General features: G+C 58.1%; 14 protein-coding genes. 9 read left to right on the plus strand and 5 right to left on the minus strand.

Features of this window, described 5'->3' with window-relative positions:
• Positions 1-114: 114 nt before the first annotated feature.
• Together Q1A07_RS12520 and Q1A07_RS12525 are read right to left on the minus strand one after the other, a co-directional pair.
• Positions 115-504, minus strand: a complete 390-nt coding sequence (locus tag Q1A07_RS12520; protein ID WP_299781163.1) for a hypothetical protein — start codon at positions 502-504, stop codon at positions 115-117.
• 519 nt (positions 505-1,023) lie between these two features.
• A complete protein-coding gene (locus tag Q1A07_RS12525; RefSeq protein ID WP_299781165.1) occupies positions 1,024-2,241 on the minus strand; it encodes an AraC family transcriptional regulator in 1,218 nt (405 codons plus the stop codon).
• 293 nt (positions 2,242-2,534) lie between these two features.
• Between Q1A07_RS12525 and Q1A07_RS12530 the strand changes: the two genes are divergently transcribed.
• Complete coding sequence (locus Q1A07_RS12530; protein WP_299781167.1) at positions 2,535-3,206, plus strand: hypothetical protein; 672 nt, start codon at positions 2,535-2,537, stop codon at positions 3,204-3,206.
• Between the two features lie 202 nt (positions 3,207-3,408).
• Here Q1A07_RS12530 and Q1A07_RS12535 read toward each other — a convergent pair whose 3' ends face one another.
• Both Q1A07_RS12535 and Q1A07_RS12540 read right to left on the minus strand, forming a co-directional pair.
• Positions 3,409-4,146: a MipA/OmpV family protein gene (locus tag Q1A07_RS12535; RefSeq protein WP_299781169.1), complete on the minus strand. Its 738-nt coding sequence runs from the start codon at positions 4,144-4,146 to the stop codon at positions 3,409-3,411.
• Between the two features lie 62 nt (positions 4,147-4,208).
• Entirely contained in the window at positions 4,209-4,955 is a 747-nt protein-coding gene (locus Q1A07_RS12540; RefSeq protein WP_299781171.1) for a penicillin-binding transpeptidase domain-containing protein, read from the minus strand.
• 644 nt (positions 4,956-5,599) lie between these two features.
• Here Q1A07_RS12540 and Q1A07_RS12545 point away from each other — a divergent pair.
• Positions 5,600-6,667 carry a Hint domain-containing protein gene (locus Q1A07_RS12545; protein WP_299781173.1) on the plus strand — a complete coding sequence of 356 codons (1,068 nt, stop codon included), beginning with the start codon at positions 5,600-5,602 and terminating at the stop codon, positions 6,665-6,667.
• A gap of 6 nt (positions 6,668-6,673) precedes the next feature.
• Here Q1A07_RS12545 and Q1A07_RS12550 read toward each other — a convergent pair whose 3' ends face one another.
• The gene (locus tag Q1A07_RS12550) at positions 6,674-7,249 is read right to left on the minus strand and encodes a TlpA disulfide reductase family protein (protein ID WP_299781175.1); all 576 of its coding nucleotides are present in this window, start codon (positions 7,247-7,249) and stop codon (positions 6,674-6,676) included.
• Positions 7,250-7,273: 24 nt separating this feature from the next.
• Here Q1A07_RS12550 and argH point away from each other — a divergent pair, with 24 nt between their 5' ends.
• The 7 genes from argH to Q1A07_RS12585 all read left to right on the plus strand — a co-directional run bounded on the left by argH (position 7,274) and on the right by Q1A07_RS12585 (position 14,298).
• A complete protein-coding gene (gene argH / locus Q1A07_RS12555) occupies positions 7,274-8,686 on the plus strand; it encodes an argininosuccinate lyase (protein ID WP_299781177.1) in 1,413 nt (470 codons plus the stop codon).
• Positions 8,683-8,856 carry a hypothetical protein gene (locus tag Q1A07_RS12560; protein ID WP_299781179.1) on the plus strand — a complete coding sequence of 58 codons (174 nt, stop codon included), beginning with the start codon at positions 8,683-8,685 and terminating at the stop codon, positions 8,854-8,856. Before argH ends, Q1A07_RS12560 begins: the two co-directional genes overlap by 4 nt.
• On the plus strand, positions 8,856-9,014 hold the full coding sequence (locus tag Q1A07_RS12565) for a hypothetical protein (RefSeq protein ID WP_299781181.1): 159 nt from the start codon (positions 8,856-8,858) through the stop codon (positions 9,012-9,014). Before Q1A07_RS12560 ends, Q1A07_RS12565 begins: the two co-directional genes overlap by 1 nt.
• A gap of 10 nt (positions 9,015-9,024) precedes the next feature.
• Positions 9,025-9,333, plus strand: a complete 309-nt coding sequence (locus tag Q1A07_RS12570; RefSeq protein WP_299781991.1) for a DUF2834 domain-containing protein — start codon at positions 9,025-9,027, stop codon at positions 9,331-9,333.
• Positions 9,334-9,509: 176 nt separating this feature from the next.
• Complete coding sequence (locus Q1A07_RS12575) at positions 9,510-10,244, plus strand: VPLPA-CTERM sorting domain-containing protein (protein ID WP_299781183.1); 735 nt, start codon at positions 9,510-9,512, stop codon at positions 10,242-10,244.
• A 135-nt stretch (positions 10,245-10,379) separates the two neighbouring features.
• Positions 10,380-11,645: a diaminopimelate decarboxylase gene (lysA, locus tag Q1A07_RS12580; RefSeq protein ID WP_299781184.1), complete on the plus strand. Its 1,266-nt coding sequence runs from the start codon at positions 10,380-10,382 to the stop codon at positions 11,643-11,645.
• A 40-nt stretch (positions 11,646-11,685) separates the two neighbouring features.
• Positions 11,686-14,298 (plus strand): TIGR02302 family protein, encoded by a 2,613-nt coding sequence (locus tag Q1A07_RS12585; RefSeq protein ID WP_299781186.1) that lies wholly within the window; start codon positions 11,686-11,688, stop codon positions 14,296-14,298.
• Positions 14,299-14,300: the final 2 nt, after the last annotated feature.

The raw sequence follows: 14,300 nt of genomic DNA on the forward strand, positions 1-14,300 counted from the left end.
CACGGTTTAGGTCGGTTGACGGGTGCCAGCCCGAAGCAGACATTGACCTGAGGTGGCCTTTGGGGGGGCAGCGGACTGAACCGCCTTTCGCCTTCCTTCCGGCTCCGCGCCTCGTCACTCACATGTCATGCCAAAGACGCCGACATTGGGGACCCGCAACAGACCGACAGCGCGATAGTCGTCCCCCACAACTGCCGAGATGATGCGCACTGAGGCAATGATCTCACTATACTCCAGATCTGTGAAATCGATGATTGTATGTGGCCCGTCATGCGCACCTTGTGCAACTCTGATCGGGATAGCATCCTTCTCTTCAACCATACTCCATTCTTGTCCCCCCACCGAAATCGTCGCGCTGATAATCGCGAGACCCGGAACACGGCCAAACCCATAACCGAATGTCGCGTCTGATCCATCCACAGCGGTACAGTAGACATCTCCGGTGGCAAACGCGGGTTGTGTTGTCAGAACACAAGTCAATGCGGCCAAAAATAGTTGTCTCATGGAAGTATTCCTTCTCCTTTGCGGCGTTCCCTTTCATCCAGTCCATCATCGTAACATCTGAGCGCTGCACGGTGTAGAGCGTTTAATTGTCAGGATATTCGTATCGGACCTATCCAGACCGGCGTCGCCGGTCTGTGTGGGGGCGCGATTGAAGAGCCAACAGGCGATCCGGACACCCCGATCTACGATTTTGAGCTTTCCGGTGATCGGATACAGGCCACCGTGGAGGTCAAACCCAGCAAGGACTTTTCAACTACCGCGCGTGCTGAGAATTTCATCAACGGCCCCCGACCTTGGCGAAACGATCGGACGCCTGAACGTATTCGAAGAGACCGGAGCGTAAAGGAACGATTTAAGATGGAGCTGCAACTGCACACAATCTCTTGCCTCGGCTTCAAGAATGTGGCGGGTCGGACACCCGCCGCAGTCGCTCAATATCCGGTGGCATTAACCCGCAGCATGCCCCGTCTTGATTGGGTGAAATACCTGTCCGGTCGCCTACAATGCCAACCCGTGTCCCTATGTGATCTTTACCGCGACATTTTCGTTGCTGGTCCGCGAACGTCTCAAGGCCGACGGTGTCATACCCACCTGTTTCTTGAATGCCTTGTAGAAAGACGATTTCGAGTTGAAGCCGACATCATAGGCTATGGCCAGAACGGTCTCTTCGGAATTCTCTATTCGCTCGACGGCGTCTTCGATGCGCCAACGGTTCACATAGTCAAAGAAATTACTGCCGATGGTTTCGTTCAATGTCTGCGAAAGATAATTCGACGTAACCCCGATGTGCTTGGACAGGTCCCAAAGAGACAGATTGGGGTCGCGGTACAACAGGCTATTCTGCATTGCCGCTCTGATCTTGCGGGCCAGTCGCTGCGCCTGTTCGTCGGAAAGGGCGGATCGTTCGTATTTTTGCCCAAGTACGACCGATGGTTGTTCATCGCGTGTATCGGATGTGGTTTCGCGGACCAGACCGGGTTTTTGCCGGAACCCCCAAAGCGCCAGAACCCAGATAACGGCAGTATTGACCAACACGTCGACAAGCGGTTGCTCCAGAACACTGGTCGGCAAAAGATGTACGCCGAACAGTTGCACGATGACGTTTGCTACATTGAAAATCAGGAAGCAGGCACAAACGATGCTGATCCACCAGACCCAATAGAGTTCCCTGTGCTCTGTGCTCGAAAACAGGTCTTTCAGGCGTGTGTTGTAAGAGGTGAGCAACCGGATAATCAGGACAAGATAAAAGCCAACCTGGCAATAAAAGAGGATCGTAAGCGCCCATATCGCAAAGATGATCACCGGGACCAGGGCATGATCCGTCGTCTCCTCGGCCTCCAATGCTTCGTAGACACTGTTTGGCAGGATCAGGAACAAGACCGCGACGCATACACCGTAGATGGCGGGTATGGCATGCAAAACCTTGTACCTGAGATCGGAAAAGCTGCCTTCGGTTGTGAGCCCACGCACATAGAGCCAGAACAAGGGGGCCAACATCATCGAAAACGGCAAGTTGAGCGGAAGCAGGAATTTGATCAGACCATCGAAGCCATGCCCTGTCCCGATTGTATTCAGAATTGTTGGAGCGGAGGATGCGGCTTCGGCGACAAAGAACAAGCCAAGCGGCCAATAGATCTGTCGGTGCTGTTTTTTCAAAAGCAGAACGTTCGCGCAAAAGAGCGACACTCCCAGCAGGAAGCTGCAAAAGCCGAAATAGAGTAACTCTTCACTGGACATGCGTTGGACCTCTAACAGGTAAAAGCTTCATATCGGTCGTATGGGCGCTGCTCACCCTGTAAATGGTTTTCGCGTACAGGCAAGAACCAGGCGGCGTCGGTCACAGTGGCTGCAAGGCAGGATTACAGCGCTCCTCTTGTCGGTGTTTTCCGTCAGAATTGCTGCCGTCTGTGGGGCGTTCGCGAATTGTTTTTACCGACACGGGCGGACGACTGCATTCCTTATGAGTGCGAATACTTTCTCCGGTTCGGGTGTCCGAACTCAAGCAAATCATAAGAACCGGAGCAGTAGAAGTGAATACAATCAACACGTCGGTCCCCACCACGTTCAACGCTAGTGAAAGCATCGAAACGCGGTCGCCCTTTTTCCTGCTAACGGAGTTCCTTGCGCCGGTGGCGCTGGTCGTCGCAGTTGTCCTCGTTATCCAGATCGACGTGAGGCTACTGGGAAACACCCTGCCTGAGAACTCCGTGACAGAGTTTTTTCAAGGCGCGCTTGTCATCTTTTCAGCGCTTGTTTTCGCGATGCGCGCTCGGCGGGAGACCAGATCACGCGGGTATCTGGTTATCGGTGCGACACTGTTCGCCTGCATGTTCATTAGAGAGAACGATGGGATGCTCGATCATGTTCAGCATGGCTTCTGGATTATTCCTGTAGCGGTCGTTGCACTGCTTGGCGGCTTTTCAGCCTATTTCTGGAGAGACAGCATTAAAGAGCCGTTTATGCATCACTTCGAAACTCGCGAAACGACCTTCATCTTCATTGGTCTCCTGGTGTTGCTGGTGTTCAGTCGCCTTTTTGGAACAGGCTCGCTGTGGCAACCGGTTATGGGCGAGGGATACGACACCTCCTTCAAAACGGTTGTGCAGGAAGGTCTTGAACTGCTTGGCTATTCGCTGATCGCCTACGGCGCTGTTCGCTCGGGTGCGTATTGTGAACAGGCTGGCGATCCCGTGACGTCTTGATCGATGTCGGCCGGTTGTGCGCGGTTAGTACAGCCAACCGGCCGAACCCCCATGGCGAAAGACTTGATCGAGCATGATGCGGGCCTTCGCAAACCGGGCTCGGCTCACGCAAAGGGGCAGAGGGGAGGGGCCTTTACCGCTCCAAGGAGTATGAAACGGCACGAGGCAGCCGTGCAAGCCATGCCACCCCGCGCCATTGACGTCAGAACTTGTAGATGATCGCGACGCCTGCCGACGCCTGGCTGCCCTTCTTCGTCAACGGGCTGTTGTCATACGAACCGCCAAATCTTTCATATGACAGCGAGCCGACGACTGCCGCCCGATCCGAGACCGGAACGGTTGCCGAAAACTGGGCGAGGGGGCTCAGCGTCGATCCAGGCGCGTAGGCACTGCGTGACCCGTTGGCTTCGGCGCCGGACACGCCGACGAGGTAGGCATTCATGTCGTCGTTGCGGTATCTCACGCCCACGGAAGCATCGAAATTGACCGATCCTGAAGAGAAGCTTGTGCCGAGGTGCGCTTGCGCTTCGTAGCCCTCATGGGCTGATGACACATCGTGCAGAAACGCTGCCTGCACGTATACATCATTTGCAAAGGTTTGGCGGGCCGAAAACCCGATTTCGATTGCCGTATCGCGATCCAGCCCTTGAAAGAGAGCTGTATCTGGGAAATCCGGTCCTCCCCGCGGGCTAAGGTTCAGATTGAAGCCAAATCTGCTGGTATTGACCACCTTGTAGGCCAGGCCGTCAAATCCGATGTGAAACGTCTCCGTATCATAGGCGATAAAGGGAAATCCGCTGAGACTGGTGTCATCGTCTCGATACAATTCCGTTTCCGTGCCGAGGCCAAAACCGATGGTCCAATTGCCCTCCGCCATTGCTGCCGAGGTGAAACCAAAGACGGCACATACCTGTGCAATCAGCATCTTGCTGTTTTTCATAGTGGTGTTCCAATGATGTGTTTTGATGATTTTTGTTGGATGTCTGACGTGCCGCTGACTGGCTAGCGCCACGAGTTTTTTGGAAGGGCCCCAATCTTTGTCAGGACGTGTTGCACAGTCTCTTCCCGCTTGCGCCAATCTGTCTGACTGATCATGTCCAGGTTGAACGCGAAGACGTAGGTTTCAGTTTTGGGTCTGTCCCGTTCCACCCAGCCGACGCACCAACCGATATCAGGAACCCTGCCGCGCAGACCCCACCCTGTTTTGGCAAAGACTTTGCAGCCAGGTCTGCTCTCTGCGAGCATAACCTCCTTGGCTTGTGCGAACGTGCGCGGGGACAAAGGGAGGTCGCCCGAAACAAGCCGTGACAGGAATGCGATCTGCTCAAGGGCTGAGATTTCCAGCGGACCACGCAACCAGTAGGTTGTCAGGTCCGAGGGGGCTCCGGTCATCTGGTTCCCGTAACTCAGTTCTCTCAACCACCACGTCATTTCTGCATGGCCAACTGATCTAACGATGTCCTGATACACCCGGACCGAAGAACTCTTGAATGCTGCTGTCAGGGTCTGATCCCTGTTCCAGGCGTCGGCAAACCCTGTGACGCCATCCCATGAAACAGCCGTATCAGGTGCGGCTATCCCAGTTTCCAAGGCGACAAGAGTATGCGGGATATCCGATGTCGCCGCCGGAACAAATCCCTGCCTGGCGCGCTCCGGATTACTGATCCATAAGTGCTCATCCCCTATGCGACGGACCAAGATCGTCGATGCCCGTATGTTAACTCCAAAGTCCCAGAGGGTGTCACACAAATCCGTTGTCTTGTCGGATGCCGGTGATGCGGATGTCAGCGTTGTACACACTACCATTTTACTGAACCTGACCTTTTGCTTTTACGCAGAGTTGCGCCGCCAAATCTTGACTGTGACTGGCTGCGCGGCCTCACAGATGAAAGGGTTGGCGAGGCTGGGCGCTCCCACCCATTGCCTGCCGCAGCAAATCGCTGTCGTTTGGGAAAAAGCATCTCAAGTACATGCACGATGTGGTGCAAGAAAACGCTCCCGCCACGCGGTGATTTTAACTATTGGAATTGCAACTGCCCTTCGCCTCATCCGTTTTCTCCTGCTCTAATCCGGCGCCTTGAACGAAAGCCCCTGCATGAATTGCTGGTAAGTGAGAACGGTACGCGTGGTCGTCCGATCCAATGGGCGCGGACACTGAAATGAATGGGCTGGCTGCGTGGGACCTGTCCGTGCTTGCCACAAAATGCTGAAATGGGAGGCGTTGAGGTGCCGAATTCCCGCATTGAGAGTAGTGTGTTTAATTGAACTACCTGTGAGTGTTTTCAATGGAGATCGAATTGCAACACTCTGGAATCTCGTAAAAATTATTGTTCACAGGCTGTCGTCTGCTTGGTACCAAAATCGCAAGAATAAAAAGGCAGGCAGACAGGCAAATGAAAACGGGCTTTCGAGGCACGTTCGTCATCTCCTGGTCGCAAACAGAAGTCGATGGTCTAGAGGCAGCACCGGTACAATCCTTGAGTGTAGGTGCAGCCTGGGCATGGCGGGGGGATGCGGTGCAGGTGGACGGTCCATCCGGCGTACTACGGCTGGACCGGGCAGACGGATCTCAAACATTGCGCAGGCGCGCAGCCAAGATGGTGCACAGGCTGGTTGGTGCCGCGCTGGAGGCGAGCCCGGTGGATGATCCCACGCGGGATACCGATACCAGCAAGCTTGCAGATAGCAGTTTTGTCGTCACCGACGGCGCACAGAGTTATACCGTGACGGTGATCAACATCGGACGGGGCGCGCAGCCCTTGCTGATGTTTCTCGATGAACTCCCGCCACGGGGTACGGATTTGTGGATTGTGCACCACACGCTTGGGGTGAAACCGGCATTCGGGCGCGAAGCTGATAGCGGCGGTGTCATCTGTTTTACCGAAGGTACGCGCATCAACACGCCTGCTGGTCCGCAATTGGTGGAAGACTTGCGGGTCGGTGATCACATTCTGACAAAGGACAATGGCCCGCAGCCCATAGAGTGGATCGGCAGTCGGCGCATGACCGGCGCGCGGTTGTTCGCAATGCCGAGACTGCGTCCTGTACGCATACGCACGGGTGCATTGGGTGTCGAGCGGCCCGATCAGGAACTGCTGGTATCGCCGGAGCACCGGATGTTGATCACCGGTGCCGTTGCAGATGATCTGTTCAACACGCCTGAAGTCCTGGTTGCAGCCAAGGACCTGATCGACGGGCAGCGTATCTCAACTGATCTGAATGTGCGCGATGTGACCTATATCCATCTGCTGCTGCCCTCCCACAATGTGGTTTGGGCCAATGGCGTGGCGACGGAAAGCTTCCATCCGGCGAATGCGGCGTTTCACACCCTGGAAAGCTCGGACAAGGCGCGGCTGCTGGCCCGTCATCCCGATTTGGCCTTTGATCCGCATACCTACGGCGGATACGTGCGACGCAACCTCACCACGTCAGAGGCGGCGATACTGCAGCACGCCGCCTGAAAAGGCCTAGCCGCCTGCAGCAAGGACGGCTGCGATTACCGCCTTGGCGCTGTCACTGGACCAGTCGGCATCACCACGGAGGCGGGCGACTTCGCGGCCTTCGCGGTCAATCAGCACGGTAATTGGCAATCCAAAGATGCCCATCTGGCTGGCCAGAGACTGGCGCGGGTCTTGATGGCGCGGCAGGTTGTCGACACCGATTTCCGCAAAGAATTTTTTGATGCCCTCGGGGGAATTCCGTCCAGTTGCGATAGTGACCACCTCGAAATCTTCTCCACCAAATTCTGCCTGCAACTCTGAGAGCTGCGGCATTTCCTTGCGGCAGGGTGCGCACCATGTGGCCCAGAAATTCAGCAGGATGTACTTACCCTTGTAGGCCTCCAGAGTCTCTTCGCCCGCGCCGTCAGCCAATTGATACGCGGCATCTGAAGTCGCCTCGGGGACCTCATGAAAGACCAGTTTTTTCATATCGCCGTCACGCAAAAGTGCGGCTTCGGCCAGATCCGCCTGCGCCATCACCGGAGCCAAGATTGCGCCTGCGCCAAGGGCCGTATAAACGAGCGCAGCAAATATTCTTTTCATTTCCCCTCCGAAGGGTTCAGACCGATGACAGACACACCCGCTTCCAGTGCCGCCAACACCTCGAACCAGATGTGGGGCGGTCGTTTTGCTGCCGGTCCGGATGCGATCATGGAGGCGATCAACGCCTCCATTGGCTTCGACAAACGTATGGCAGCACAGGACATTGCGGGCTCACGTGCGCATGCCGCGATGCTCGGGGCAACCGGCATTTTGGAAGCTAGCGATGTTGAGGCCATTCGGGAAGGCCTGCTCACAGTCTTGTCAGAAATCGAGGCCGGCACGTTTCAGTTTTCCACAGCACTTGAAGACATCCATATGAATGTCGAAGCGCGTTTGAAAGAGATCATCGGCGAACCTGCCGGGCGGTTGCACACCGGGCGCAGCCGCAACGATCAAGTGGCAACCGATTTCAAGCTTTGGGTGCGTGACCAGTTGGATGCCGCCGAAGGCGGGTTGATTGCGCTGATCACGGCGCTGCTGGCGCAGGCCGAGGCGGGCGCGGATTGGGTCATGCCGGGGTTTACGCACTTGCAGACCGCGCAGCCGGTCACATGGGGCCACCACATGATGGCCTATGTCGAGATGTTTGGCCGCGACCTGAGCCGCATGCGGGATGCGCGGGCGCGGATGAACACCTCGCCTCTGGGGGCTGCGGCGCTGGCGGGGACCTCTTTCCCGATTGATCGGCACATGACGGCAGAGGCGCTTGGGTTTGATAGCCCCGCGGCAAACTCGCTGGATGCCGTCAGCGACCGGGATTTCGCCCTGGAGTTTCTGGGAGCCGCGAGCATTTGCGCGGTTCACCTGAGCCGCTTTGCCGAAGAACTGGTGATCTGGTCCTCGGCGCAATTCCGCTTTGTAACCCTGAGTGACCGGTTTTCCACCGGCTCCTCCATCATGCCGCAAAAAAAGAACCCTGATGCTGCCGAGCTGATCCGCGCTAAGGTCGGGCGGATTTTCGGCGCCAATACTGCGCTGATGATGGTGATGAAAGGGCTGCCGCTGACCTATTCCAAGGACATGCAGGAAGATAAGGAGCAGGTCTTTGACGCCGCCGACAACCTGATGCTGTCGCTGGCGGCGATGACCGGCATGGTATCCGACATGACCGCCAATCGCGACAGCCTTGCCGCCGCTGCCGGATCAGGCTTTTCTACGGCAACCGATCTGGCCGATTGGCTGGTACGCGTCCTCGGTCTGCCGTTCCGCGATGCGCATCACATCACCGGCAGCCTTGTCGCTATGGCCGAAAGCAAGGGCTGCGATTTGCCGGACCTGACTCTCGACGATATGGCATCGGTACATGCCGGGATTACGGCCGAGGTCTTCGATGTGCTCGGGGTTGAAAATTCCGTCAATAGCCGTACCTCTTATGGAGGTACCGCACCGGAGCAGGTGCGTATTCAGATCGCCCGCTGGAAGGAGAAGATCGCATGACCCGCCTGACGCTTTTGTTGCTGTGTACGGCGCTTGCGGCTTGCGGGGCCGATGGCGAGCCGGTCACGCCGCAGGTCAACGGAGGTGTGACCATCAATCAAAACGGCATCTATCCCAGCGCCTCTGTTGGCGTCGGTAAAGGCCCGATCTCAGTCTGGTTAGGGCTGTGATGCGCTGCACTGCAATTCTGGGATGTGTCTTTGCCTTGGCGGCTTGTACCGGCTCTCATAATCAAGCGGCGAAACCTGCGGCCTCGGAACCCCAGGACAGCAACGCAAGCATCCGCCTCTCCGGCACGGCGATCATCGGCTATGTAAAGGACCAATAGGGTGACCCCTTTGCGCCTTATCTGGCTTGCGCTGGCGATCTGGGGCACGATCCACCCGATGAGTTATTTCCTGCAATGGTTTAACGAAAACGGCTATGACCTGATGGCGATGGTCAATGCCTGGCACGCGAACGCGGCATCAAGCGGGTTGGTGTGGGATCTGACGATCGCAGCTGCGACCCTGACGATATGGGTGCTTTGGGAGGCCATCAGTCGCCGCCGCTGGTTGGACCTGCTGGCGATTCCGGCTACTTTTTGCATCGGCGTAAGCTGCGGCCTGCCGTTGTACCTCTTCCTGAGATCCGGGCGGGAGAGTTAATTCCCGCCTAACGTGTTGTTTAAAAGGGTTGTTTCCAAAAATACTACAAATTGTTCTCATCTTGAAGTCGTTGGACTCTGTTAATCTTTGTTAAAATGTGGCAAAAATTCGCCGAAACTGGGTGACTGGTCAATTTTGGCCGATGTGTTTTTCGAGTGATTCTAAAGGAGTTGGGGATGAACGGATTTTTCAGGGCGGCTGCGGTCGCGGTTTTGGCAATTACGGGTGCGCAGACAGCAAGCGCCGCATCCCTCGTTATGGACTTTGAAGACCTCGAAGCGAACCTTGGCAATGGTGGCGCGTGGACGTCTTATGAGTTTGCTGGTCGGACATTTGGTATCTCTTGGTCGGGTGGAAGCACCGAGGGTGCGAACATCTTCGACACGAACTGTCCTGTCGGTTCGAACGCGACGAGCGACTGCGGGAACGACGAAGACATCGTACCGGGCGGTGTGGCCGGAAGCAGTTCAAATGGCGTGAGCGGCAACGTTCTGATCCGCCAACGCAATAGCGACGCGGATGGTGATCTTGCCAATGACAGGGCCAATACCGGGTCCATCACATTCACTCTGTTGTCGGGTGGACCGCTGTCCTGGCTTGGCGCCTCTGCTATCGATGACGGGCGTTTCTCGTTTTCTTCAAGCACCAGCAGCGAAGGTGACTTCGTCCTGGGTGTGATCGCCGGTCTTGCGGACAGCGAAGCGGCACAGCTTACCTTCGCGACGCAATCACCGTTTCTTCAGCAAAACGATTCCTTCTCGATCCTCTTTGAAGGGTCGGGTGCGGTTGATCGATTGGTCTTCGACGATGGTATGACGGCGGTTCCGGTGCCCGCGGCGCTGCCGCTGATGCTTGCCGGTCTTGGTGGCTTCGGCCTGGTCGCGCGCCGTCGCAAATTGCGCAAAAACTGACCCAAGGCGCTGAGCCAAAGGGAAGAGGGCGGCGGATGCCGCCCTTTTTTTGTCTCTACACGCGTTTTGCCCCGAGGTGATTGCGTAAACTGAAGCGTCTGGTATGAGGCATGCTCGTTCAACAAGGGCAAAGACATGGACCACTTCCTCTACCGCGATGGTGCGCTTTATGCCGAAGATGTGCCGGTGAGCGACATTGCAAAAGCGGTTGGCACGCCGTTCTATGTCTATTCGACAGCCACATTATTGCGGCATTTTCATCTTTTCGATGATGCTTTGGACGGAATCGACCATCTGGTCTGCTATGCGATGAAGGCCGCCAGCAATCAGGCTATCTTGAAAACCCTTGCACAAGCCGGCGCGGGCATGGACGTTGTCTCCGGGGGCGAATACAGGCGTGCCAAGGCCGCAGGCGTGCCCGGTGACCGCATTGTGTTCTCCGGCGTAGGTAAGACTGCCGCTGAAATTCGGCTCGCGCTCGAAGGCGGTATCCGCCAGTTCAATGTGGAGTCTGAACCCGAGATGGAGGTGCTGAACGCCACCGCCGTCGCGATGGGCAAGGTTGCGCCGATCACGATCCGGGTCAATCCGGACGTGGATGCCAAGACCCACGCGAAGATTGCGACAGGCAAATCTGAAAACAAGTTCGGCATCCCGATATCACGGGCCCGCGAGGTCTATGCGCTTGCGGCCTCGCTACCGGGTCTGGAAGTGATCGGCATCGATGTGCACATCGGCAGCCAGTTGACCGATCTTGCACCCTTTGAGCTGGCCTATCAGAAAGTCGCCGAGCTGACCGAGGTGCTGCGCGCCGATGGGCATGCCATTCGCCGCCTCGATCTGGGCGGCGGGTTGGGCATTCCCTATGCGCGCGACAATCAGGCGCCGCCGCTGCCCGTGGACTATGGCGCGCTGGTCAAGCGCACCCTGGGTCATCTGGGCTGCGAAATCGAGATCGAACCGGGGCGGCTGATCGCTGGAAACGCCGGGCTCATGGTGTCCGAGGTGATTTATGTGAAATCCGGCGAGGGCCGCGATTTCCTGATCATCGACGGCGCGATGAACGATCTGATCCGCCCGGCCATGTATGAGGCCTACCATGACATCATCCCGGTTGTTGAGCCGGTGCCTGGCGCCGAGCAGGCGACCTATGACATTGTGGGGCCGGTTTGCGAATCCGGGGACACTTTTGCCAAGCAGCGGGACATGCCACCAGTGGCCGAAGGAGAGCTTGTCGCGTTCCGCTCGGCGGGTGCTTATGGCGCCGTTATGAGCAGCGAATACAACTCCCGCCCCCTGATTCCCGAAGTTCTGGTGAATAAGGATCAATTTGCGGTTATTCGCCGACGTCCGACCTTTGACGAAATGATAAATCGCGATACCATTCCAGAATGGCTTTGACCCCGTATCCCCGGGATTGAAGACAAGCGGAGTGAAACCGATGGCGTCATTTTCCCGGCACGATGCGGACCGCAGCCTCAGGGCCGTGCGCTGGCCCCTTCGGCTGACCCGATTGGGCATGATCGCCGAAGCTTTCGTGCAGAGCCTCTGGCCGCTGATGACGGTGTGCCTGTTTGTGCTGGCCGCACTCATGCTGGGCCTGCAGGACACGGTTGCTATCGAAGTCGTCTGGGGCCTGGCCGTTCTCGCCGGTATCAGTGCGCTGACGACGCTTGGATATGCCTTCATGCGGTTCCGGCTGCCGACACGGGACCAGGCCATTGCCCGATTGGATGCCAGCCTGCCGGGACGTCCGTTGCAGGCCCTGCTGGATACGCAGACCATCGGGGCCGCGGATGCCGCCTCCACCGCCGTCTGGCGGGCGCATCAGGCACGTATGGCCGCCCGCGCCGCCGAGGCCGAGCCGGTACCCGCAGATCTGCGTGTTGCCTACCGTGATCCCTACGCTCTGCGCTATCTGGCGGTTTTGCTCTTTGGGATCGCCCTGCTCTTTGGCTCCATCTGGCGGGTAGGGTCGGTGACGGATATGACGCCCGGCGGTGGCGGGCTTGCCGCTGGTCCGGTCTGGGAAGGCTGGGCGGAAAGTCCCAGATACACCGGTCGGCCAACGATCTACCTCAATGATATTCCCGAAGGCGCGCTCCGCGTGCCTGTTGGCAGTCTGATCACCCTGCGCCTTTACGGTGAGGTCGGCGCCCTGACCCTTTCTGAAACCGTCTCCGGCCGGACAGAGGTGCCACCGGCGTCCGATCCGGCACAGGATTTCACCGTGGTGCAGGACGGCACGGTCGCGATCAACGGCCCCGGTGGGCGCAGCTGGCAAGTTGAAGTCATCCCGGACAGCCCGCCCCAGATTGCCGTGCTGGAGGATCCTTCCGCCTCTGCTCTTGGAGAAACGACACTGCCGTTCGAGGCCCGCGACGATTATGGGGTCGAGGCCGGCGAGGCACGGTTCACACTCGATCTCGCCGCAGTCACTCGCCATCATGGCCTGACCATCGCGCCCGAGACACGCCCCGATCTGATCGTGCCCTTGCCCACTCCCATAGCCGGGGACCGCCGGGCGTTCGAAGAAAATCTGATTGAGGACTTCTCGGAGCACCCATGGGCCAACTTGCCGGTGTTCGTGCGCCTGTCCGCGCTGGATGGCGCGGAACAGACCTATGAGACAGAGCCGCGCGCGATGGTGCTGCCCGGTCGGCGTTTCTTTGATCCGGTCGCGGCTGCGGTGATCGAACAACGCCGTGATCTGCTCTGGTCGCGTGAGAACAACAAGCGGATTAGCCAGATCCTGCGCGCTGCGGCCTATCTGCCCGAGGAATTATTCCGCAAGCAGACCGATGCGCTGCGGCTGCGCAAGGTCATTCGCCAGTTGGAGACCTTTGCCAAATACGGGCTCAGCGATGACATGCAGGAGGATCTCGCACAGGAGATGTGGGATCTGGCGATCATCCTCGAAGAAGGTGATCTGGCCGATGCCGCCGAACGCATGCGCCGGGCGCAGGAACGGCTGAACGAGGCGATCCGCAATGGCGCGTCGGATGAGGAGATTGCGGAACTGATGCAGGAGTTGCGCCGCGCCACGGACGATTATCTGCAGCAAATGATGCGGCAGGCCGAGCGCCAACGTCAGCAAAACGACGAAAACGGCGGCCCGCAAAACGAAAACACCATGACCATGACGCAGGATGACCTGCAGCGCATGATGGACCGCATTCAGGAACTGATGGAACAGGGCCGCATGGCTGAAGCGCAGCAGGCGCTGCAAGAGCTTCAGCAGATGATGGAGAACATGCGCGTCACCCAAGGCCAGCAAGGGCAGGGCGGGCAGAGCCCCGGCGAGCAGGCGATGGAAGGCCTGTCCGAGACACTGCGCGAACAACAAGGTCTGTCCGATCAGGCCTTCCGCGATCTGCAGGAGCAATTCAACCCCGGTGCCCAGGCAGGCGAGAGCCAGGGTAACGAGGGGCGCAACGGCGGGCAGGGCCGTGGCCAGAGCCACGAGGGTCAGTCTGGTCAGGGCGAGGGTGGCGGAGAGCAACAGGGTCAACCGCAGGAACGCGGTGATGGATCCGCAGGTGATCCGCGACCGGGCAGCGAAGGTTCAATCGCCGATCGTCAGCAGGCCTTGCGCGATGAGTTGCGCCGCCAGCAGGGCAATCTGCCGGGTGCGGGTACGCCGGAAGGCGATGCCGCACGGGACGCGTTGGACCGGGCCGGACGTGCGATGGAAGGGGCCGAGGACGCTCTGCGCGACAATGACCTGGCCGAAGCCATCGACAATCAGGGCCAGGCGATGGAAGCGCTGCGTGAAGGTATGCGCGCGCTTGGCGACATGATGGCGCAACAGCAACAGAACCAACAGCCGGGGCAAGGTACACAGCAGTCGGATCGCAGGGCAGACAACCGCGACCCGCTGGGGCGCGAATCCGGAAATTCCGGTGCGGATGGGGACACCGGGCCGCTTGCGCTGAACGATGATGCCTATGGTCGTGCGCGGGAGCTTCTGGATGAAATCCGTCGTCGGTCAGGTGAAACCGCACGTCCCGAAGAAGAACGCAACTATCTCAAGCGTCTTTTGGACCGGTTCTAGGG

The organism is uncultured Roseobacter sp., from assembly GCF_947492555.1.
Lineage (GTDB): Bacteria > Pseudomonadota > Alphaproteobacteria > Rhodobacterales > Rhodobacteraceae > Roseobacter.

Coding starts and splice junctions, on each gene's coding strand:
- lysA (WP_299781184.1), top strand. CDS start 10,380: ATGGACCACTTCCTCTACCGCGATGGTGCGCTTTATGCCGAAGATGTG.
- Q1A07_RS12525 (WP_299781165.1), bottom strand. CDS start 2,241: ATGTCCAGTGAAGAGTTACTCTATTTCGGCTTTTGCAGCTTCCTGCTG.
- Q1A07_RS12560 (WP_299781179.1), top strand. CDS start 8,683: ATGACCCGCCTGACGCTTTTGTTGCTGTGTACGGCGCTTGCGGCTTGC.
- Q1A07_RS12550 (WP_299781175.1), bottom strand. CDS start 7,249: ATGAAAAGAATATTTGCTGCGCTCGTTTATACGGCCCTTGGCGCAGGC.
- Q1A07_RS12545 (WP_299781173.1), top strand. CDS start 5,600: ATGAAAACGGGCTTTCGAGGCACGTTCGTCATCTCCTGGTCGCAAACA.
- Q1A07_RS12575 (WP_299781183.1), top strand. CDS start 9,510: ATGAACGGATTTTTCAGGGCGGCTGCGGTCGCGGTTTTGGCAATTACG.
- Q1A07_RS12565 (WP_299781181.1), top strand. CDS start 8,856: ATGCGCTGCACTGCAATTCTGGGATGTGTCTTTGCCTTGGCGGCTTGT.
- argH (WP_299781177.1), top strand. CDS start 7,274: ATGACAGACACACCCGCTTCCAGTGCCGCCAACACCTCGAACCAGATG.
- Q1A07_RS12585 (WP_299781186.1), top strand. CDS start 11,686: ATGGCGTCATTTTCCCGGCACGATGCGGACCGCAGCCTCAGGGCCGTG.
- Q1A07_RS12520 (WP_299781163.1), bottom strand. CDS start 504: ATGAGACAACTATTTTTGGCCGCATTGACTTGTGTTCTGACAACACAA.
- Q1A07_RS12535 (WP_299781169.1), bottom strand. CDS start 4,146: ATGAAAAACAGCAAGATGCTGATTGCACAGGTATGTGCCGTCTTTGGT.